A 21093-nucleotide genomic window follows, 5' to 3' on the forward strand; every position below is an offset into this window, starting at 1 on the left:
GCGCCGGCCTGCCGCTGCGGCGGGCCGCGCGTCGCGGGCTACCTGCCGGTCACGTCGGCGCGGGCAACGTACGCGTGAAGCTGATCCGGCGCGCGCCGAACTCGCGCTTCAGCGTCTCGACGTCGAGCCGGCCGGCCAGCGCCGCGTCGGTGTCGCGCGGGTCGCTGTCGAGCGTCACGTCGACCTCGAGCCCCGTACTCAGGTAATGCAGGTTGATCGCCGCCGCACGCAGCCCGCGCTGCGCGAGCGCGGCCTCGAGCCGCGCCGCGAGCTCCCCGCGCGGCGGCAGCGCGAGCGCCGGGCGCCGCGCCGCGTCGTTCTCCGGGTCGACATGGATCAGCGCATCGAGCACGCGCGGGTCGGACAGCACGCGCGCACGCGCGGTCTCGGCGATGTAATGACCTTCGGAGACGGAGATCTTCGGATCGACGAGGATGTGCGCATCGACGAGCGCGGCATCGCCCATCTTGCGCGTGCGCAGGTCGTGCACGTCGCGCACGCCGGGCGTCGCGACGAGCAGCGCGCGAATCTCGGCCGTGTCGGCCGTATCGAGCGCGCGGTCGGAGAGGTCCTGCAACGCGTCATAGCCGAACGTCCAGCCCATGCGCGCGACCATGAAGCCGACGATCGCCGCCGCGATCGGGTCGAGCAGCCGCACGCCGGCCAGGCTGCCGACGATGCCGATCGCGACGACGAGCGACGACGCGGCATCCGAACGCGCATGCCATGCGTTCGCGACCAGCATCGCCGAGCGCACGCGCCGCGCTTCGCGCAGCATGTAGCGAAACAGCGCTTCCTTCGACACGAGCACCGTCAGCGCAACGATCAGCGCGGAAAAATGCACGGCCGGAATATTTTCGAGATTAACGAGGCGGTCGCCGGCGCGCCAGAGCATGCCGATACCGACCGCAATCAGGATCGCGCCGAGAAACAGCGACGCGACCGTCTCGTAGCGGCTATGGCCGTAATTGTGGTCGGCATCGGGCGACGCGCCGCTATGCCGATTCGCAACCAGCACGACAAAATCCGAGATCAAATCGGAAATCGAATGCACGCCGTCGGCAATCAATGCCTGCGAATGCGCAATCACGCCGACGACGATCTGAAATGTCGCAAGTACGACATTCAGCACAATACTGACGAGCGTGCTCTTGCGCGCAACGGCGTGCTTATCTGCGCCCTGCGCGTCGCCGGAAAACGTGGACATGAAATATGAGATATCGGTGTGCGCATCGGTGTGCGATACGCAATTCTATCAAAGACGCGCCGCACGCCCTTCCAATACCCACAAATTTCCCATTTAAATCAATCGCTTATGCGAACGTGTCGCATTTTCATTCACACCGGATTCTTACATTTTCGTGACAGCGCCGACACGGGCCGCCGGCAGCCCGAAAACAAAAAAGCCGCGCTCCTCGACGGATACGCGGCTCTTTCGAAGAGCGGGCAACCTGAACGAACGTTTAAATCGCGAACTGTTCGCGGTTCTTGCCGGCGATCCAGCGCGGCGGCTTGCCACGGCCCGACCACGTCGCGCCCGTTTCCGGATCGCGGTACTTTGCCGCCACGCCAGCGCGCGGACGGCCGACCTTGCCGGCCTTCGCGCGGCTGAGACCGAGTTCGGCGAGCGAAAAGCCGTAGTCGGCAATTTTCTGCTTCACGTCATTCAGTACTTCAGCGTATTCACGCGACTTCGCTTCTTCGATTTGCTTCTCCAGCTTCTCCCGCTGGGCCAGCAGGTCCTTGTAAGAAGACATAGTTTCCCTTTCTATCTGACCAATGGCGCCGGTCTGCAGCCAGCTCACCATTCATGAAATATATGTGCCTCGGATTTTCGAAGGCAGAGATTAGCACAAAAAAGATTTGATAGAAGCGAGATTCATGAAAATCCTGAGATGCATTGTAATTCGCACATGTCATTTTGACCGGCCGCGGCCTTTTCTCAAATTTTCACGCTCCCGTACAGAGATTAGGACATTAGCGATTGGCTATTCGGTCTATCAACATACGCAATTACCCGCATTCGAAAAAATCAAAGCTTTCATCGGACGACAGTTTTGCGAAAACTACATGACGCCGTTCGCTAAACGGACAAATCCTGACCCGCGACGTCACGTCACATCCCGGGCGCAGGCAATCAGCCGATCGCGCAACGCCGCGGTGTCGGCCAGCGGCGCGTCGAACGGCGTACGCACGCGGCGGCCGTCGCATCGCCAGTCCGCGCCATGGCGATCGACGCCGAGCAGGTCGAGCCCGTCGCGGCGCGCGTCGCTCGTGTCGTAGGCATACCACAGCGCCTGTTCGTCGTCGAACGCGAGCGGCGGCAGCGTATCGAGACGCGTGCCGTCGACCCAGCCCATTCGCCCGAACCCGACGATATGGCGCAGCCGCTCGATCTCGAGCGCCCAGAACGCGAAATCGCCGAGCGCCAGATAGCGCTCGGCGTCCGGCTCGTAGCGCCGGTAGCGCGCGGTGACGTGCGGATCGTCGCCGAGCGGCACGAACCGGCCCAGCAGCGTCGCGCGCTCGGCGCCCAGGACATCGTCGCCGCCTGCATCGACGACGAGAAAGCCCGCACGCGGATCGGCGGCGAGATTGCGCGTGTGCTCGGCCAGGCCGCTCACCAGGATCACGGGCCGATGGCTTGCATCGGGCGCAAACGGGACGACCGTCGGATACGGGAAGCCCTGCGGTTCGCGCGTATGAGTAGCGAGCGTGCCGAACGCGCAACGGTGCAGCAGATGCAAGGTACGGGCGGGATCGATGTTCAAGGGGACTCCTGCGGTGAAAAAGCGGCGGCGGGGATGGTTTCGATGTTACCCGCGGGCGCCGCGCGCCGCGCATCGGCCGGATGGCCAATGCGCGATCGGGGACGCCGCCGCGGGATGGCGCGATCGCCCGCGCCTCGGCCGAACGGCCAGCGCCCGGCAGGATCGTAAGCGGTTCGATAGAATCGGACAAATCCGACCGGCGCCGCCCGCGCCCGCGCATTTCCCTGACGAGCCTTCCCGTGTCCGAATCCTCCTCCCCCGAATCGTCGTCTCCGTTCGCCGCGCCGCCCGACGCGCACCGCGTGCTGCCCTTGCCGGCCCGCCAGCGCGCGCGCACGGCGTCGATGGCGCTGTTCTTCGTCGCCGGCATGATGTACGCGTCGTGGGGCGTGCACGTGCCGACCGTGCGCGACAAGTTCGCGCTGAGCCCCGGGCTGCTGTCGATCGCGCTGTTCGCGGTCGCCGGCGGGTCGATCGCCGCGATGCTGACCATCGCGCGCTGGATCGCGCGCGTCGGTTCGCGCACCGCGTGCCTCGCCGGCGGGCTCGTGATGGCCGCGTGCGCGGCGCTGATCCTCGTCGTGCCCGACTACTGGATGCTGATCGCGGTGCTCGCGCTGTTCGGCTTCTCGATGGCGACGCTCGACGTCGCGATGAATGCCGAGGCCAGCGCGGTCGAAATCGCACTCGGCAAACCGATCATGTCGTCGCTGCACGGGATGTTCAGCATCGGCGGGATGGCCGGCGCGGCGGCCGGCGGCGCGCTGCTGTCGGCCGGCATGGCGCCCGTCGCGCATCTCGCGCTCGCGGCGGCGGTGAGCGCCGCGGTGCTCGTGGCCGCGAGCCCTGCCGTGCTGCCGCACGTGCCGCATCACGAGCACGCGCACGGCGGCGGCAACCGCTGGCGCTCGCCTGCGTTGTGGATGCTCGGCGGCATCGCGCTGATCGCGCTGATCGCCGAAGGCGCGATGTACGACTGGGCGACGGTCTACATGCGCGACGTCGTCGCGGCGAGCCCCGCGCTCGCGAGCGCCGCGTACGCGGCGTTCTCGGGCGGGATGGCCATCGCGCGCTTCGCGGGCGACGCCGTGCGCGCCCGTTTCGGCGCGCCGCAGCTCGTGTTCGCGAGCGCGTCGCTCGCCTGCGCGGGGATGATCGGCGCGCTGCTGCTGCCGTATCCGGCCGCGGTGCTCACCGGCTTCACGCTGATGGGCCTCGGGCTGGCCAACATGATGCCCGTGCTGTTCGCGGCCGCCGCGCGCGTGAAGGGCATCCACGCGGCCGAAGGGCTCGCGCACGTGGCCGGGCTCGCGTATTTCGGTCTGCTGTTCGGTCCGGTCGTGATCGGCGCGGTCGCGCAGGCCGCGAACCTGACGGTCGGCCTGTCGGTCGTCGCGCTGTGCGCGGCGCTCGTCGCACTCGTCGCGCCGAGGGTGCTCGCGCACCTGAAGATCTGACGGCCCGCCGGCGCCCGCCGGCCCCAAAAGAAAACGCGCATGCGTTGCCGCATGCGCGTTTTCACCCCTTCTGTCGGCCGCTTGCCGCGTTACATCTTCACTTCGTCGAGCAGCGACTTCTTGCCGCTCTTGTAGTTGTACAGCGAGATCACGCCGTGCTGCAGGTCGCCCTTCGAATCGAACGTCGTCGTGCCGATCACGCCCGTGTACTTCGTCGCCGGCATCGCCGCGAGGATCTTCGCCGGGTCCGTCGAGTTCGCGCGCTTCATCGCGTCGGCGATGATGTACACGGCGTCATACGTGAACGGTGCGTAGATCTGGATCGGCTGGCCGAAACGCTTCTCGTACTTCGCCTTGAACGCCGCGCCGCCCGGCATCTTCTCGAGCGAGGCACCGGCTTCCGAGCACACGATGTTGTCGGTCGCGTCGCCGGCCAGGTCGGCCAGCTTCTCCGTGCACACGCCGTCGCCCGCGAAGATCTTCGCGCGCAGGCCGAGCTGCTTCGCCTGTTTCGCGAACGGGCCGCCGGTGGCGTCCATGCCGCCGTACATGATCGCGTCCGGGTTTTCGCCCTTGATCTTGGTCAGAATCGCGCGGAAGTCGACCGCCTTGTCGTTGGTCGCGTCATGCGACATCACCTTCAGGCCGAGCGCCTTCGCCTTCTTCTCGAACTCGTTCGCGAGGCCTTGGCCGTACGCGGTCGAATCGTCGACCACCGCCACGCTCTTGATGCCCTTCGAGTGCGCGTAGTTCGCCAGTGCCGGGCCCTGCTGCGCATCGGTCGCGACCACGCGGTACGTGGTCTTGAAGCCCTGCTGCGTGTACGCCGGGTTGGTCGCCGACGGCGAGATCTGCACGATGCCCGCGTCGCTGTAGATCTTCGACGCCGGGATCGACGTGCCGGAGTTCAGGTGGCCGACCACCGCGACGACCTTGTCGTCGACGAGCTTCTGCGCAACCTGCGTCGCCTGCCGCGGGTCGGCGGCGTCGTCCTGCGGGTCGAGTTGCAGCGTGATCTTCTGGCCGCCGATCGTGAGACCCTTCGCGTTGAGTTCCTCGACGGCGAGACGCGCGCCGTTTTCGTTGTCCTTGCCCAGGTGTGCAATGCCGCCCGTCAACGGCGCGACGTGGCCGATCTTGACGACTTGATCGGCGGACGCGTTGCTTGCAGCTGCAGCACACAGCATCGCCGCTGCGGTGATCGGCAACAGCTTTTGCATCTTGATATTCATGTAAGTCTCCAGTTCGGTCCCAATAAACGCCATCGCCCGGTGCCCCGCTGCCATCCCTGTGTTTGCAATCACTGGACGATTCGCCGGTTGCATCCTTCATGCACTTGGCCTCAAGCACGTGAAAACAGCCGCTTTTAGCAGCCGCCCGCCCGTACTTGCGCGCAAGTGTAGGTGATCAAATTAATTTGTGGGACTTTTTTGGGGTAGTGGTAACACTACCGATATCGGCGCTTTGGAGAAATGACTCGAATATCGCTGCAGGCCCCGCCGGATAAGGGTTTCCGCTAATTCACGGCGATCCGTCGAAAGGTCGTTTCAGCCCATTCCCGGAGGCATTTCGATTCGGTATTTTGTGACTTGGATCATTGAATGAAACGCGCGTGACACCACGCGCGTTTCGTCGCCCGATGACATGAATGGTTCAAGCGGCCGAAGCAGTGTTCAGGCAGCCGATGCGCGCCATTCGGCGTCGAGCGCGGCGATCAGTTGCGCCGTCGTCAGCGCATCGCCGCGCCGCCGCGCGAGCGGCGCGCCCTGGCCGGCCCACAGCGACAGATAGTCGCCGTCGTTCGCGCGCGCGGCGGCCTGGCGCAGCGGCTGGGTCAGCGCGTTCTGCACCGGATACGGCGCGGCGTCGGCCTCGTGCTCGCCGAGCCGCGCCATCAGCGTGTTGCGCAGCCCGCGTGCATGACGGCCGGTGATCGCGCGCGTGACCTGCGTCGACGTATCGGCGCTCGCGAGCAGGCGCGCCTTCCAGTCGGCTGCGATCGCGCTTTCCGCGCACGTGAGAAACGCGGTGCCGAGCTGGGCGCCCTGCGCGCCGAGCGCGAGCGCGGCCGCGATGCCGCGGCCGTCCATGATGCCGCCCGCGGCGAGCACCGGCAGGCCCGTCGCGTCGACGAGCTGCGGGACGAGCGCGAGCGTGCCGATCAGCGCGTCGGCGGCCGAACCGATGAAGGTGCCGCGATGGCCGCCCGCCTCGGCGCCCTGCGCGGACAGCGCGTCGGCGCCGGCCGCCCGCCACGCGAGCCCCTCGGCGACGTGCGTCGCGGTGCCGATCACATAGGTGCCGGCGGCTTTCAGGCGCGCGACGTCGGCCGCGTCGAGCACGCCGAACGTGAAGCTCGCGACCGGCACGCGCAGCGCGACGAGCGCATCGAGCTGCGCGCGGAAATCGGGCGCGTAGCGCGCAGGCGCCGTGCCCGGCGGCAGGCCGAGCGCGGCGTTCAGCGGGTCGATCGCCGCGAGTGCGCGCGAGACGGTCGCCGCGTCCGGCGCGACTTCATCGGGCAAGACGAACAGGTTGATCGCGAACGGGCGATCGGTCGCCGCGCGGATCGCGGCGACTTCCGTCCCGATGCGCTCCGGTGCGAGCGCGCCGGCGCCGAGGCTGCCGAGCGCACCGGCATTCGATGCGGCGGCGACCATCGCGGTCGTGGTCGCGCCGACCATCGGCGCCTGCACGAGCGGCAGACGCAGGCCGAAGCGTTCGGAAAAGGGCGTGGAAAACGAGCGGGCAGACATGGCGAATCCTTCGATGACGGTGCGCGAAAGCGCTTTGTAAAGGCCGGCACATCGACTTTATCGAAGCGGCGCGGCGCCGAAAAATGAATAATCGAGATCGAAACGATCGCTGCGCGAGAAGCGCCCGCGTGCGCTGCAGCAGCGGGCGATTGGTGGCACACTAGGGCGTGTTCACGCCCTAGGCCGCCTCTTATCACTCCGGGGCGCTTCCCGCACCCCGCACGCCAGGAGTTCAGAACGTGACTGCCCAATGGATCGACATCCCGACCGGTAACGACAGCTTCGGCGGCTATCTCGCACTGCCCAAGCGCGGCAAGGGGCCTGCCGTCATCATCATCCAGGAGATCTTCGGCGTGAACGCGCACATCCGTGCGGTCGCCGACCAGTATGCGGCCGACGGCTTCGTCGCGCTCGCGCCCGACGTGTTCTGGCGCACGCAGCCGCGCGTCGAGCTGACCTACGAGGGCGCGGATCGCGACAAGGGCATCGAGCTGCTGAAGAAAACCGACGTGGGTCTCGCGGTCGCGGACATCGTCGCGGCGGCCGACACGTTGCGCGCCCGTCCCGAAGTGGCCGGCAAGCTCGCCGCGATCGGCTACTGCTTCGGCGGCCAGCTCGCGTATCGCGCGGCCGCGACCGGCAAGCTCGACGCGGCGGTGTCCTATTACGGCGGCGGCATCCAGAACGCACTCGACCTCGCCGGCCAGATCACGCAGCCGATCCTGTTCCACTACGCGGAAAACGACCACGGCATTCCGCTCGACGCCGTCGACCAGGTGAAGGCCGCATTCGCCGGCCGCGGCCACGCGTCGTTCCACGTGTACCCGGGCGCCGAGCACGGCTTCAACTGCACGGATCGCGCATCGTACAACCAACGTGCCGCGGCGCTCGCGCACGGTCGCACGCTGACGTTCCTCGCCGAGCATCTTTAAAAAGGCACGGCCGCGGGCCCGCACGCCGGGCCCGCGTTATGCTCGCACCATCGCCATGAATCACACGGGGGTGACCGCGATGCACTCGGACTATCTCGCGCATGACGCAATCGGCCTCGCCGCGCTCGTGCGCGACCGCCAGGCCAGCCCGCGCGAACTGCTCGACGCCGCGATCGGCCAGGCCGAAGCGGTCAACGGCGCGATCAACGCGATCGTGCTGCACGACTACGAAGCCGCGCGCGCGCGTGCGGCGGCCACGCCCGCACCCGGCGCCGATACGCCGTTCGCGGGCGTGCCGTATCTCGTCAAGGATCTCGGCGCGGCGGTCGCCGGGCTGCCGCTGTCGATGGGCAGCCGGCACTACCGGTACTTCGTGCCGGCCGACGATTCGCCGGTGATCGCGCGCAGCCGCGCGGCGGGCCTGAACATATTCGGCAAGACCAACACGTCCGAGATCGGCCAGATGCCGTACACGGAACCGGCGCTGTTCGGCGCGTGCCGCAACCCGTGGAACCTCGACCATACGCCCGGCGGCTCGAGCGGCGGCGCGGCGGCGGCCGTCGCGGCCGGCATCGTGCCGCTCGCGCATGCGTCCGACGGCGGCGGCTCGATCCGCATTCCGGCGTCGTGCTGCGGGCTGTTCGGCCTGAAGCCGAGCCGCAATCCGGTGCTCGTCGACCTGCCGTCGAACGGCGAACTCGTCGTCCAGCACGCGGTGTCGCGCAGCGTGCGCGACAGTGCGCTGCTGCTCGACGTGACGACCGGCCAGACGCGGCCGCCCGGCGCGCCCGGCACCTTCCTCGGCGCGCTCGATACGCCGCCCGGCCCGCTGCGGATCGGCCTCGTCGTCGATCCGATGCTCGCGCCGGCGCTCGCGGCCGACACGCGCGCGGCGCTCGACGACGCGGCCGCGCTGCTCGAATCGCTCGGCCACCACGTCGAGCCGGCGACGCTGCCGATCGACTACGCGCGCGCGGCCGAAACCTTCCTCACGCTGTGGGCGACGATCGCCGAGGACATGGTGCTCGGCGCGCGCGAACTGACGGGCCGCGCGCCGCGGCGCGGCGAATTCGAGGCCGCGACGTGGGCGATGGCCGTGGTCGGCCGCCGCCTCGCGCGCACGCGCCTGGCGGACGTGCTCGAATGGCAGCGCCAGCTCACCGTGCAGGTCGCGGGCCTCGTGTCGCGCTACGACGCGATCCTGTGCGCGTCGCTCGCGGGGCCGCCGGTGAAGATCGGCGAACTGCAGCCGACGCCGTTCGAATCCGCGCAGATGAAGCTCGTCGCCGCGCTGCCGGTGAAGCCGCTGCTGAAGGAAATGCTCGCGAAGTCGTCGGAGAAGGCGTTCGCGTGGGCCGGCTGCACCGAGCTGTTCAACCTGACCGGCCAGCCGGCGATGTCGGTGCCGCTGTACTGGAACGCGCGCGGGCTGCCGATCGGCGTGCAGTTCGCCGCGCGCCACGCCGACGACGCGTTGCTGCTCCGGCTCGCGCGGCAGCTCGAACAGGCGCGGCCGTGGTTCGACCGCCGCCCGCCGCTGATGCAGGCGCAGCGCTGACGCGCGCGCGTTTGCGCCGCGCGTCGTACTTCTCGATGAACCATGAAAAAGCCCCGCCGGCGCAAACCGGCGGGGCTTTCACGCATGCAACCGCGTGACGGCGCTTACACCGCGAGCCGTTCGCAGATCGTCCGCGTCGCGACCGCCGCGTTCAGCGTGTAGAAGTGCAGCCCCGGCACGCCCGCGTCGATCAGGCGCTGGCACAGGCCCGTGACGACGTCCGCGCCGAACGCGCGGATCGACTCGCGATCGTCGCCGAAGCTCTCGAGCCGGCGCGCGACCCAGCGCGGCACTTCGGCTCCGCACATCTCGGAGAAGCGCATCAACTGCGAGAAGTTCGTGATCGGCATGATCCCCGGCACGATCGGCACGTCCACGCCCAGCTTGCGCGCGTCGTCGACGAAGCGGAAATACGCATCCGCGTTGAAGAAGTACTGCGTGATCGCGGAATTCGCGCCGGCTTTCACCTTGCGCGCGAAATTCTCGAGATCGGCCTTCGGCGAGCGCGATTGCGGGTGGTACTCCGGGTAGCCTGCGACCTCGATGTGGAACCAGTCGCCGTGCTCGGCGCGGATGAAGCTGACGAGCTCCGACGCATAGCGCAGCTCGCCGACCGCGCCCATCCCCGACGGCAGGTCGCCGCGCAGCGCGACGATGTGCCGGATGCCGTGCGAGCGGTACTGGTCGAGGATCGCGCGCAGGCTGTCGCGCGACGAGCCGATGCACGACAGGTGCGGCGCGGCCTCGAGGCCGTCCTTCTGCATGTCGAGCACGGTATCGAGCGTGCCCTGCTGCGTCGAGCCGCCGGCGCCGAACGTCACGGAGACGAATTTCGGCTTCAGCGGCAGCAGCTGCGCGCGCGTGGCGCGCAGCTTTTCGACGCCGTCCGCCGTCTTCGGCGGGAAGAATTCAAACGAGAGTTCGATCGGTTTCATGATTCGATGGGGTTGGGCCTGCGCCCGCCGGCCCTCAGCCGATGTCGCGCTGGCCGAAGATGAGGGCGGACAGCAGCCACGACACGATGCTGTACAGGATCGAACCGAAGAACGCGGACCAGAACCCCGACACCTCGAAGCCCTTCAGCAGCGACGACGCGAACCAGAAGCACAGCGCGTTCACGACGAGGATGAACACCCCGAGCGTGACGATCGTGACGGGCAGCGTCAGCAGGATCAGCACCGGCCGGATCACCGTGTTGATCAGCCCGAGCACGACCGCGACGATCAACGCGGTGCCGAAGCTCTTGATGTGGATCGACGGCACGAGGTACGTGATGATCAGCAGCGCGAGCGCGTTGATGACCCAGGTGAGGATGACGCTCATGGAGGGCTCCGGTTCGGTTGTCGATCGGTACGATCGGTACGATCGGTGAGCGCCGCCGCGCCGCGCGGCCCGCGACGGGCATGCACGGCGCGGCGGCGGCGCATCAGTAGCGGTAGTGGTTCGGCTTGAACGGGCCGTCCTTCTGCACGCCGATGTACGCGGCCTGCTCGTCCGACAGCACCGACAGGTTCGCGCCGATGCGCGCGAGGTGCAGGCGCGCGACCTTTTCATCGAGATGCTTCGGCAGCACGTACACCTTGTTCTCGTACTGGTCGCCGCGCGTGAAGAGTTCGATCTGCGCGAGCGTCTGGTTCGCGAACGAATTCGACATCACGAACGACGGGTGGCCGGTCGCGCAGCCGAGGTTCACGAGGCGGCCTTCGGCCAGCAGGATGATGCGCTTGCCGTCCGGGAAGATGATGTGGTCGACCTGCGGCTTGATGTTTTCCCACTGGTACTGGCGCGTCGACGCGACGTCGATTTCCGAGTCGAAGTGACCGATGTTGCAGACGATCGCGTTGTGACGCATCGCCTTCATGTGATCGTGATTGATCACGTGGTAGTTGCCGGTTGCCGTCACGAAGATGTCGGCCTTGTCCGCCGCGTATTCCATCGTCACGACGCGGTAGCCTTCCATCGCCGCCTGCAGCGCGCAGATCGGATCGATTTCGGTGACCCACACGGTCGCGCCCAGGCCGCGCAGCGATTGCGCGCAACCCTTGCCCACGTCGCCGTAGCCGGCGACGACCGCGACCTTGCCCGCGATCATCACGTCGGTCGCGCGCTTGATGCCGTCGACGAGCGACTCGCGGCAGCCGTACAGGTTGTCGAACTTCGACTTCGTGACCGAATCGTTCACGTTGAACGCCGGGAACGGCAGGCGGCCGTCCTTTTCCATCTGGTACAGACGGTGCACGCCGGTCGTGGTTTCTTCCGTCACGCCCTTGATGTGCGCGAGGCGCTTCGAGTACCAGTTCGCGTCGACGTCGAGGTGCGCGGCGATCGACTTGTACAGCGCGACTTCTTCCTCGTTGGTCGGCTTCGCGATCACCGAACGGTCCTTCTCGGCCTTCGAGCCGAGGATCAGCAGCAGCGTGGCGTCGCCGCCGTCGTCGAGGATCATGTTCGCGAATTCGCCGTTCGGCCATTCGAAGATGCGGTGCGAGAACTCCCAGTATTCGTCGAGCGACTCGCCCTTGAACGCGAACACCGGCGTGCCGGCTTCGACGATCGCTGCGGCCGCGTGATCCTGCGTCGAGAAGATGTTGCACGACGCCCAGCGCACGTCCGCGCCGAGCGCCTTCAGCGTCTCGATCAGCACGCCCGTCTGGATCGTCATGTGCAGCGAACCGGCAATGCGCGCGCCCTTCAGCGGCTGCTGCGCCTTGTATTCGTCGCGGATCTGCACGAGGCCCGGCATTTCGGTCTCGGCGATGTTGAGTTCCTTGCGGCCCCAGCCAGCCAGCGCCATGTCGGCGACGACGTAATCGTGGGAAGCCTTGGAATCGATAATGGCGTTCATCACGCCCTCCTTTCTAAAAAGTTTCTAGATTGGTGACGTGAGCGCCGTTCAGGAAGCGGGGCCGGCGCGAAAAAATCGTCGCACGGCTGCTTGGTGAAGCCTTCCGAGCCTGGCGGACGCAGGATGGTCCGTCGCAACGCTCCTCGGAAAACGGAGGGGATTGTAGCAAATCGGCGCGCGAAATGCGCAAGCACCGCATACGGCGCGAGCGCGCGGCGCCGGCGCGCCGCCGCCGTCGGCAGAGGGTCAGGACTCCGCGCCCACCCACGCCTGCTCGCGCAGCCGCGCGCGCAGGCGCGCGACGGCCTGGCTGTGCAACTGGCACACGCGCGATTCGCTCACCTCGAGCACCGCGCCGATCTCGCGCAGATTCAGACCCCGTTCGTAGTACAGCGACATCAGCAGCTTCTCGCGCTCCGGCAGCCGCTCGATCGCCTCGACGAGCGCCTCGCGCAGGTGTTCGTCGAGCAGCGCCGACAGCGGATCGGCGTGATCGACCCGATAGCGGTCGAGGAACGGCTCGTCGTCGGCCGCGCGATCGAAATCCTCGTAGTAGATGAGCTGGCTGCCGTGCAGGTCCTGCAGCATCCCCTGGTATTCGTCGAGCGGCATGTTCAGGTGCTGCGCGATCTCGGTCTCGCTCGCCGAGCGGCCGAGGTGCTGCTCGACCTGGTGCACCGCGTGCTCGACCTCGCGCGAGGTCTTGCGCAGGCTGCGCGGCAGCCAGTCGTTGCTGCGCAGCTCGTCGAGCATCGCGCCGCGGATGCGCTGCGTCGCGTAGGTCTCGAACTGCGCGCCCTGGTCTTCCTTGTAGCGGCCCGCCGCGTCCATCAGGCCGATCATGCCGGCCTGGATCAGGTCGTCGAGATCGACGCTCGCCGGCATTTTCGCGACGAGCTGCAATCCGAGGCGGCGCACGAGCGGCGCGTATTGCGCGAGCACGTCGGCCTGGGACATCTTTCCTTGAGCGTTGTACATCATGGCTCCCTCCTCCGGGTGGCGCTCACGCGGCGTGTGCCGCGCCCGCCTCGTACGACGGCTTGCCGCCGGCGTGGACCGCGCGGCCCGCACCCGAACGCGGGCGCATCGGCCAGTACAACAGGTCGGCGGCAATCTGCCGGTAGTCGCGCGCGGCGGACGACGACGGAAACGCGTCGACCACCGCATGCATCAATTCGCGGGCGTGCTCGACGAGCGGATCGGCGCTCACGCAGCCCGCGTCGGCGATCGACACGGTCAGGTAGCGGTTCGCGACGCCCGCGAGGTTGTCGAACGCCGCCTTCGCGTCCGCGTGGCTGCCGACCTGGTTGGTCAGCACGCGGAACTGCGCGAACGCGTGCGCGAAATGCAGCCGCTTCATGCACGCATACGCCTCGGTGATCGCCTGCGCGGCGACCCGCGTGACGACCAGCACGTCGTGCGCTTCGCGCGCGAGCGCCGAGAACGCCCCGTCGGCGCCGAGCTGCGCGTCGACGAGGACGATGTCGGCCGGGCCGTCGATGAAGTCGCTCAGTTGCGCGTCGCTGTAGCCGGCGCGCGCGAGCCGCGCCGCCGCGCACAGGCTGAAACCGGCCGCGACCCGCGTGCGCGCGCCGTCGCGCAGCCACGCGCCGGCGAGCGTCGCGCTGGCCGAGCGCACGTCGGCGCGCTCGTCGACGACGAGCACGTCCTTGCCGAGCGACGCGAGCGCCGCCGCGAGATTCACGACGGTCGACGTGCAGCCGACGCCCGCCGGCCCGCCCGTCACCGCGACGATGCGCGACGCGCGCCCGGCCAGCAGGCGGCGCAGCCCTTCGGCCTGATCGATGATCGGTTTATCCAAATCGCACCTCGTGCAGCTCGGCGGTGGAACGCGCGGTCAGTGCGGAGAGCAGCGTCGGCATGTCGTCGTCCTGCGGCACGAAGGGCGAGCCGTCGCGCGGCACGCAGAACGCGCTCTTCAGCAGGAATCGGGTCGACGCGACGTACAGGTTCTCCGGCACCTTCTGGCCGGTCGACACGTAGTGAACCGGCAGCTTGTAGCGGATCACCGTGTCGAGCACGCCGCCGAGGTGGGTCGCCTCGTCGAGCTTGGTCAGGATGCAGCCGGCCAGGTCGGGGTGCTCGCCCGCGCTGCGGTACGCCTGCACGACTTCGTTGAGCGTGTCGCCGTGGCTCGTCGCGTTCAGCAGCAGCAGGCGCTGCACCGGTGCGTTCGCGCCGTGCAGCATCGCGATCTGGTCGGACACCGCGCGGTCGCGCTGGCTCATGCCGATCGTGTCGATCAGCACGATGTGCTTGTTGCGCAGCTCGGACAGCGCGAGCGCGAGATCGCCCGCATCCTTCACCGCGTGCACCGGCACGCCGAGGATCTTGCCGAAAATGCGCAGTTGTTCGTGGCCGCCGATCCGGTAGCTGTCGGTGGTCAGCAGCGCGACCTTGCTCGCGCCAAAGCGCATCACGCAGCGCGCGGCCAGCTTCGCGGTGGTGGTCGTCTTGCCGACGCCCGTCGGCCCCATCAGCGCGAACACGCCGCCGCGCTCCATCAGCGCGTCCTCGCTGTCGAGCACCGGCAGGTTCGACGCGAGCACCGACTGCGCCCATTCGGCGGCCTGCTCGAAGGTCTGCGCGCCGTCGCCGGCCGGCAGGTTGTCGACCAGCATCCGCACGAGCTGCGCGGAGAAACCGGCCGCGAACAGGTGCTTCGTCAGCGCGCCGTGAACGGCGCTGCGACGCTGGCGGTCGTGCCACATCAGGCTGTCGAACTGCTCCTCCATCATCCCGCGCAGCTCGCCGAGCTCGTGCATCACGGTGTCGTTGACGATCCGCTCGATGCGCGACTTCACCGCGTCGGCCACCGCGGCGGCCGCGTCGGAGGGCAGGCGCGTGCGGTCCGCCGCCCTCGCCGCGTACGCGGCGCCCGTGTCGGGTGTGCGCTTCGTGGCGGCCGGCGATCCGGCGGCAGGCGATCCTGCGGCAGGCGATCCGGCGGCCGGCATCCGGCGTTGGGCCTCACGCACGATGTCGCGGGCCCAGTCGGGCGGCGTCGCGCTGGCCGCGGGCTGCGGCGCGCTTGCCAGCGGCTCGACCGGCGCCTGCGCACGGGCGATCAGCGCGTCGCGCTGCTGCGTCAGGCGCTTCGCGTGCTCGACCAGCCACGGTGCGGGTTCGGAAGTGGCGGCCGGCGATCCGGCGGCAGGCGATCCTGCGGCCGGCGATCCGGCGGCCGGCGCGGCGATCGACGGCGCGGCGGCCGGCGCGTCCGCATCGCTCGACGAAGGCTGCATGTCAGCCTCTTGCGCGTCGGCGCTCGCGCCGAACACGGACGAGAACACGTCCGGCAGCCCGCCTTCGCCCGCCGCATACGGATTGACGGCCGGGCGCGGGGCGATGCCCGGGCGCGACACGATGCCCGGCACGGCGGCGGCCGGCACGGATTCCGGCAGGCGCGGCGAAGCGAAGCGCGGCCGCGCGGCCGGCGGCGCCACCGCGGCGAGATCCGAATCGGCGAGTGCGACGATTTCGACGCTGCCGTCATCGAGCGTGCGGTTCGACAGCACGACCGCGTCGGCGCCGAGCGCCTCGCGCACGAGACGAAGTGCGTCGCGGCTCGTTGCGCCGGTGAATTTGCGAATGTTCAAGCGGAACCCCCGATGACGTTAACGACTTTGATCGTGCGTGTGTCCGGCACTTCGGCGTACGACAGCACTTTCAATTGCGGCAGGCTGCGGCGCAGGAAACGCGCGAGCATCGCGCGCAGCGCGTGCTGCACCAGCAGCACCGGCGGCAGCCCGAGATTCTGTTGACGCAGCAACGCTTGCTGCGTGCCCGTCAGAAGGTTGTGCGCGAGGCCGGGCTCGAGGCCCGGGTTCGCGCCGGTGGCGAGCGCCTGCGACAGCACGCGCTCCAGATTCGCGTCGAGGCCCATCACCTGCATTTCGCCGTTGCCCGGATACCACTGCTGCGTGATCGCGCGGCCGAGCGAGAGGCGCACCGCGGCCGTGATCTCGAACGCGTCGCCGCGGCCCGCATGCTCGGACACGGCCTCGAGGATCGTGCGCATGTCGCGGATCGGCACGCCTTCCTCGAGCAGGTTCTGCAGCACCTTCTGCAGCGTGGTGAGCGAGATCGTCTTCGGCACGAGGTCCTCGACGAGCGACGGCGCGTCCTTGCCGGTGCGCTCGACGAGCGCCTGCACTTCCTGGCGGCCGAGCAACTCGGCCGCATGCTGGACGACCAGATGATTCAGGTGGGTCGCGACGACCGTGCTCGCATCGACCACCGTGTAGCCGTACACCTGCGCCTGCTCGCGCATCGCGACGTCGATCCACACGGCCGGCAGCCCGAACGCCGGATCCTGCGTGACGGCGCCCGGCAGCGCGGCCGTCACCTGGCCCGGGTTGATCGCGAGCCACTGGCCCGGGAACACTTCGCCGAAGCCGATCTCGACGCCCTTCAGCGCGATCCGGTATGCGTTCGGCCGCAATTCGAGGTTGTCGCGGATATGGATCACCGGCGGCAGGAAGCCGATTTCCTGCGCGAATTTCTTGCGGATGCTCTTGATGCGCTTGAGCAGCTCGCCGTCGCTGTTCTTGTCGACGAGCGGGATCAGCCGGTAGCCGACCTCGAGGCCGAGCGGGTCGATCAGCTGCACGTCGTCCCAGGTCGCTTCGTGACTGTCGGCCGGCAGCACGGCGGGCGGCGCGATGTCGGTCACGTCGCCGGCCGCCTTGCGGGCCGCCGCGCGCCGGGTCTGCGTGCGCGCGAGCCAGATCGCGCCGGCGCCGAGCGCGAGGAACGCGAAGTGCGGCATCCCGGGGATCAGCCCCATCAGCACGATGATCGCGCCGGTGATGTTCAGCACGCGCGGGTTCGTGAACAGCTGGCCGGTGATCTGCGTGCCGATGTCCTCGTCGGTCGCGACGCGCGACACGATCACGCCGGCCGCGGTCGAGATCACGAGCGACGGGATCTGCGCGACGAGGCCGTCGCCGATCGTCAGCAGCGTGTAGTTGGTGCCGGCCGCGGCGAAGCTCATGTCGTGCTGGACCATCCCGACGATCAGCCCGCCGATCACGTTGATCGCCATGATGATCAGGCCGGCGATCGCGTCGCCGCGCACGAACTTCGACGCGCCGTCCATCGACCCGTAGAACTCGGCTTCCTGCGATACGGCGAGGCGCCGCTTGCGCGCCTGTTCCTCGTTGATGAGGCCCGCGTTCAGGTCGGCGTCGATCGCCATCTGCTTGCCGGGCATCGCGTCGAGCGTGAAGCGCGCGGACACTTCGGCGATCCGCCCCGCGCCCTTCGTGATCACCATGAAGTTGATGATCATCAGGATCACGAACACGACGATGCCGACCGCGAAGTTGCCGCCGACGAGGAAGTGGCCGAACGCCTCGATCACCTGGCCGGCGGCATCCGGCCCGGTGTGGCCTTCGAGCAGCACGACGCGCGTCGACGCGACGTTCAGCGACAGGCGCAGGAGCGTCGAGAACAGCAGCACGCTCGGGAACGCCGCGAAGTCGAGCGGCTTCATCGTGTACATGCTGACGAGCAGCACCATCACGGACAGCGCGATGTTGAACGTGAACAGCAGATCCAGCAGCACCGGCGGCAGCGGCAGGATCATCATCCCCAGGATCATGCAGATGAGGATCGGGCCCGCGAGGGCGCGCAGGTTGGTGCCCGCGAACGGGTTCGTGCGTTTGGCGAACAGGCCGGTGGTCGGGGTGCTCATGCTGCGCTCCCTTGCTGGCCGAGCGCGTCTTCGGCTTCTTCACGTTCGTCGTCGGCGGCGACCGACGCGCCCTTGTCGAGTTCGGCCGGCACGTCGAGATCGACCGGCACCGCCGGGAACGCGCCGCCTTCCGAACGGAAGCGCTTGAGCTGGTAGACCCACGCGAGCACTTCGGCGACCGCCGAGTACAGCGAGCCGGGGATCTCGCGCTCGAGTTCGACGTTGTGATACAGCGCACGCGCGAGCGGCGGCGCTTCGAGCAGCGGCACGTTGTGTTCGGCCGCGAGTTCGCGGATGCGCGCGGCGACGAGGTTCACGCCCTTCGCGACGACCTTCGGCGCGCGCATCTCGCCATCCGTGTATTGCAGCGCGACCGCGAAGTGCGTCGGGTTCGTGACGACGACGTCGGCCTTCGGCACGGCCGCCATCATCCGGCGGCGGGCGATCGCGCGCTGCTGCTGGCGGATCCGCCCCTTCACGTGCGGGTCGCCCTCGTTCTCGCGATGCTCGCGCTTCACTTCTTCCTTCGTCATGCGCAACTTCTTGTTGTACTGCCAGAGTTGGTAAGGCACGTCGAGCCCGGCGACCACCAGCATCCCGGCGACCGTCGTGCCGCAGCACACGGCGACCAGATGCAGCGCATCGGGCAGCGCGGCGCCGAGCGGCTGGGTCGCGAGGCCGAGCAGTTCGTCCTTGCTGCGCCAGATCGCGACGCCGCCGATCCCGCCGACGACCAGCGTCTTCGCGATCGACATCCCGAGCTGGATCGGCCCCTGGATCGAGAACATCCGGCCGAGCCCCGAGATCGGGTTCAGGCGGTCGAACTTCAGTTCGAGCGTCTTCTGCGAAATCAGCCAGCCGCCCAGCGCCATCGGCGCGAGCAGCGCGGCGACGCCGGTGAGCGCGAGGAGCGGCAGCAGCGCGGCGAAGCCTTCGAGGCTCGCGCTGCCGGCCGCCGACAGCATCCGGTCGGTGTCGAACGCGGTCGCGCGATCGAACGTGAACGCGCCGCGCAGCATCGCCTGCAGATGCGCGCCCGACGGGCCCGCGAACAGCCATGCGCCGTAGAACCCCGCCGCGAGCAGTGCGAACGAAGCCAGTTCGCGCGAACGCGCGACCTGCCCCTCCTCGCGCGCCTTCTCGCGGCGCCTGGGAGTGGCGGCTTCGGTCTTGTCGAGATCGCTCTCGTCTGCCACGGGGCCTCCAGTCGGGTACGGCGGAATGCCGTTTTTCAGTGACACCGATTATTCATGGAGGCGTCAAACGCCGATCGGTCGAGCAAAGCCGGGAAAGGGGGGTATTTCGGGGAATCGGGCGAGCGGCCGCGAACACGGCCGGAGCGGGGGCGGAACGACGCGCGGCGCGGCGCGAAAGCGGGCCGGGCGGCGCGTCGGCGAAATGGCGGCCGCAGGCGGGACGGTGACGGTGAGATGCGAAGGGAACGGTGAAACGGCGGGCGGGAAAGCGGGAGAAGCGCGGGAAAGCGGGAAAAGCGGGGCAAACGGCCCCCAACGACGTCGCGCGTCGGGGGCCAGCGTCGGTCAGACGGCCGGAATCGGGTCCGCGCCGAAACGGTTCGGGCCTTCGGTGCCGCGCGAGCACATCCACACGAGCAGCAGGATGCTGCCGACGATCGGAATCAGCGCGAGCAGCAGGAACCAGCCCGAGCGGCCCGTATCGTGCAGGCGGCGCACGCTGACCGCGATGCCCGGAACGATCAGCGCGAGCGACACCAGGGAGATCGCGCCGAGCAGCAGCAGCGTGATCAGGCCGCCGTCGCGGCCGGCCGCGCCGATGGCCTGGCCGACGATCGACAGCACACAGCTCAGCAGCGCGAAATACCAGTATTCGGCGCGGCGCGCACGGCCTTCGAACGTGGCGTATTTATTCAGTACGGCACGAATGGCTTCGGAAAAATTCATCTTATTACCCTCCTGTTTTATATTGGCACCCCGGAAACAACGCCGAAATTATAGGGTTGAATTTCAGTGCGCTCCATCTCTTTTCGCATGCGGCGCACTACGCGCACAGGGGCGTATCGCACGCCCATATGACACGGAAATGGCTGCAATGGCGCATTTCGGCTTGGTCGCGGCTTGCACGCCGCGTCATTTTAATAATCGTGAAGATCTGACGGAAACGACGGCCCGGATAATCCGGCATTCGATTACAGCCGAATGAAACCGCCGCCCCGATAATCGACTCGAGGATCCGGCGTGCGATTAACCGGGCAGCCGGCAATACGCAGGCGCGGCGGTCGCGTCACCCTTCGCCATTGTCGATACCGGCCGCACCGCCTCGCCCGACGGCAATACGGCACGGGCGGCCACCGGCCTCAAAGGCCTGAAAAGGCGCGAAGAGCCTGAACGGCCAGACCGAGCGAAGCGGCCTGGCCGACCGCCCCTAACCGGCCGCCGCCCGCTGCAGCGCGCCGAGATCGAGCTTCTTCATCGTCATCACCTGCGCCATCACGCGCTCGGCGCGGGCCGGGTCGCCCGTCATCAGCTCGGCCATCTGCACGGGCACGACCTGCCACGACACGCCGAAGCGGTCGCGCAGCCACCCGCATTGCTGCGCGCGCGCGTCGCCGCCTTCGGACAGGCGCGCCCAGTAATGGTCGATCTCGTCCTGGTCGCGGCAGTTGACGACGAACGACACGGCCGGCGTCATCTGGAACACGGGGCCGCCGTTCAGCGCGACGAACGCCTGCCCATCGAGTTCGAACGCGACCGTCATCACCGTGCCCTCGGCCTGTCCGGACGCATGCGCGCCGGCCTTGCCGTAGCGCGCGACGTGCACGATGCGCGCGTTGTCGAACACCGATACGTAGAAATCGGCCGCCGCCTCGGCGTCGCGGTCGAACCACAGGAACGGCGTGATGCGTTGTATGCGCGGGGTCATGGCGCTGTCTCCTCGATGTCGTACCGGCACCGGTGCCGGTCTTACATCGTAGGCGCTGCGCGCGCAGACGGCGGCGATTCCATCCGTAGTGCGCGCGGCCGGCTCTCGGATAAAAAAGGGGGCGATCGCTCGCCCCCTTTTTGCTGCTGCCCGC

Annotated in this window: 18 protein-coding genes and 1 riboswitch; of the genes, 3 read left to right on the forward strand and 15 right to left on the reverse strand. The window is 68.2% G+C overall.

Going from position 1 to position 21093, the window contains the following annotated elements:
* Positions 1 to 49: 49 nt before the first annotated feature.
* The 3 genes from QZM15_RS30395 to QZM15_RS30405 all read right to left on the reverse strand — a co-directional run bounded on the left by QZM15_RS30395 (position 50) and on the right by QZM15_RS30405 (position 2771).
* Positions 50 to 1207 carry a cation diffusion facilitator family transporter gene (locus QZM15_RS30395; RefSeq protein WP_059578152.1) on the reverse strand — a complete coding sequence of 386 codons (1158 nt, stop codon included), beginning with the start codon at positions 1205 to 1207 and terminating at the stop codon, positions 50 to 52.
* A gap of 256 nt (positions 1208 to 1463) precedes the next feature.
* A complete protein-coding gene (locus tag QZM15_RS30400) occupies positions 1464 to 1757 on the reverse strand; it encodes an H-NS family nucleoid-associated regulatory protein (protein WP_006491875.1) in 294 nt (97 codons plus the stop codon).
* Between the two features lie 354 nt (positions 1758 to 2111).
* Positions 2112 to 2771 (reverse strand): HugZ family protein, encoded by a 660-nt coding sequence (locus tag QZM15_RS30405; protein WP_226225732.1) that lies wholly within the window; start codon positions 2769 to 2771, stop codon positions 2112 to 2114.
* A 239-nt stretch (positions 2772 to 3010) separates the two neighbouring features.
* On the opposite strand from QZM15_RS30405, the gene QZM15_RS30410 reads away from it, so the two are divergent.
* Complete coding sequence (locus tag QZM15_RS30410) at positions 3011 to 4228, forward strand: MFS transporter (RefSeq protein ID WP_059578148.1); 1218 nt, start codon at positions 3011 to 3013, stop codon at positions 4226 to 4228.
* Between the two features lie 89 nt (positions 4229 to 4317).
* On the opposite strand, the gene QZM15_RS30415 is transcribed toward QZM15_RS30410, so the two are convergent.
* Together QZM15_RS30415 and QZM15_RS30420 are read right to left on the reverse strand one after the other, a co-directional pair.
* Positions 4318 to 5460: a branched-chain amino acid ABC transporter substrate-binding protein gene (locus tag QZM15_RS30415; protein ID WP_059578145.1), complete on the reverse strand. Its 1143-nt coding sequence runs from the start codon at positions 5458 to 5460 to the stop codon at positions 4318 to 4320.
* 441 nt (positions 5461 to 5901) lie between these two features.
* On the reverse strand, positions 5902 to 6984 hold the full coding sequence (locus tag QZM15_RS30420; RefSeq protein ID WP_089464469.1) for a nitronate monooxygenase family protein: 1083 nt from the start codon (positions 6982 to 6984) through the stop codon (positions 5902 to 5904).
* 239 nt (positions 6985 to 7223) lie between these two features.
* Between QZM15_RS30420 and QZM15_RS30425 the strand changes: the two genes are divergently transcribed.
* Together QZM15_RS30425 and QZM15_RS30430 are read left to right on the forward strand one after the other, a co-directional pair.
* Positions 7224 to 7916, forward strand: coding sequence for a dienelactone hydrolase family protein (locus QZM15_RS30425; protein ID WP_226225727.1), 693 nt, complete (start codon positions 7224 to 7226; stop codon positions 7914 to 7916).
* 79 nt (positions 7917 to 7995) lie between these two features.
* On the forward strand, positions 7996 to 9474 hold the full coding sequence (locus QZM15_RS30430) for an amidase (RefSeq protein ID WP_059638576.1): 1479 nt from the start codon (positions 7996 to 7998) through the stop codon (positions 9472 to 9474).
* A 104-nt stretch (positions 9475 to 9578) separates the two neighbouring features.
* On the opposite strand, the gene metF is transcribed toward QZM15_RS30430, so the two are convergent.
* From metF to QZM15_RS30480, 10 genes are all read right to left on the reverse strand, one after another.
* Positions 9579 to 10409, reverse strand: a complete 831-nt coding sequence (metF, locus tag QZM15_RS30435) for a methylenetetrahydrofolate reductase [NAD(P)H] (RefSeq protein WP_059578135.1) — start codon at positions 10407 to 10409, stop codon at positions 9579 to 9581.
* A gap of 34 nt (positions 10410 to 10443) precedes the next feature.
* A complete protein-coding gene (locus tag QZM15_RS30440) occupies positions 10444 to 10797 on the reverse strand; it encodes a phage holin family protein (RefSeq protein WP_011882923.1) in 354 nt (117 codons plus the stop codon).
* Between the two features lie 103 nt (positions 10798 to 10900).
* Positions 10901 to 12319: an adenosylhomocysteinase gene (ahcY, locus tag QZM15_RS30445; protein WP_059503304.1), complete on the reverse strand. Its 1419-nt coding sequence runs from the start codon at positions 12317 to 12319 to the stop codon at positions 10901 to 10903.
* A 32-nt stretch (positions 12320 to 12351) separates the two neighbouring features.
* Positions 12352 to 12470, reverse strand: a riboswitch (S-adenosyl-L-homocysteine riboswitch).
* A 95-nt stretch (positions 12471 to 12565) separates the two neighbouring features.
* Entirely contained in the window at positions 12566 to 13300 is a 735-nt protein-coding gene (locus tag QZM15_RS30450; RefSeq protein ID WP_006484033.1) for an RNA polymerase sigma factor FliA, read from the reverse strand.
* A gap of 22 nt (positions 13301 to 13322) precedes the next feature.
* Positions 13323 to 14141: a flagellar biosynthesis protein FlhG gene (locus QZM15_RS30455; RefSeq protein WP_059638371.1), complete on the reverse strand. Its 819-nt coding sequence runs from the start codon at positions 14139 to 14141 to the stop codon at positions 13323 to 13325.
* A complete protein-coding gene (flhF, locus tag QZM15_RS30460) occupies positions 14134 to 15939 on the reverse strand; it encodes a flagellar biosynthesis protein FlhF (protein ID WP_302107825.1) in 1806 nt (601 codons plus the stop codon). Before flhF ends, QZM15_RS30455 begins: the two co-directional genes overlap by 8 nt.
* A complete protein-coding gene (gene flhA, locus QZM15_RS30465) occupies positions 15936 to 18038 on the reverse strand; it encodes a flagellar biosynthesis protein FlhA (RefSeq protein WP_059578127.1) in 2103 nt (700 codons plus the stop codon). The genes flhF and flhA overlap by 4 nt, the downstream gene beginning before the upstream one ends.
* Positions 18035 to 19234 (reverse strand): flagellar biosynthesis protein FlhB, encoded by a 1200-nt coding sequence (gene flhB, locus QZM15_RS30470; RefSeq protein ID WP_089464466.1) that lies wholly within the window; start codon positions 19232 to 19234, stop codon positions 18035 to 18037. The genes flhA and flhB overlap by 4 nt, the downstream gene beginning before the upstream one ends.
* 345 nt (positions 19235 to 19579) lie before the next feature.
* Positions 19580 to 19960: a DUF805 domain-containing protein gene (locus tag QZM15_RS30475; protein WP_089464465.1), complete on the reverse strand. Its 381-nt coding sequence runs from the start codon at positions 19958 to 19960 to the stop codon at positions 19580 to 19582.
* A 481-nt stretch (positions 19961 to 20441) separates the two neighbouring features.
* A complete protein-coding gene (locus QZM15_RS30480) occupies positions 20442 to 20939 on the reverse strand; it encodes a VOC family protein (RefSeq protein ID WP_060310194.1) in 498 nt (165 codons plus the stop codon).
* Positions 20940 to 21093: the final 154 nt, after the last annotated feature.

Origin of the sequence: Burkholderia sp. AU44665 (assembly GCF_030504405.1) — a bacterium.
GTDB lineage: Bacteria > Pseudomonadota > Gammaproteobacteria > Burkholderiales > Burkholderiaceae > Burkholderia > Burkholderia semiarida.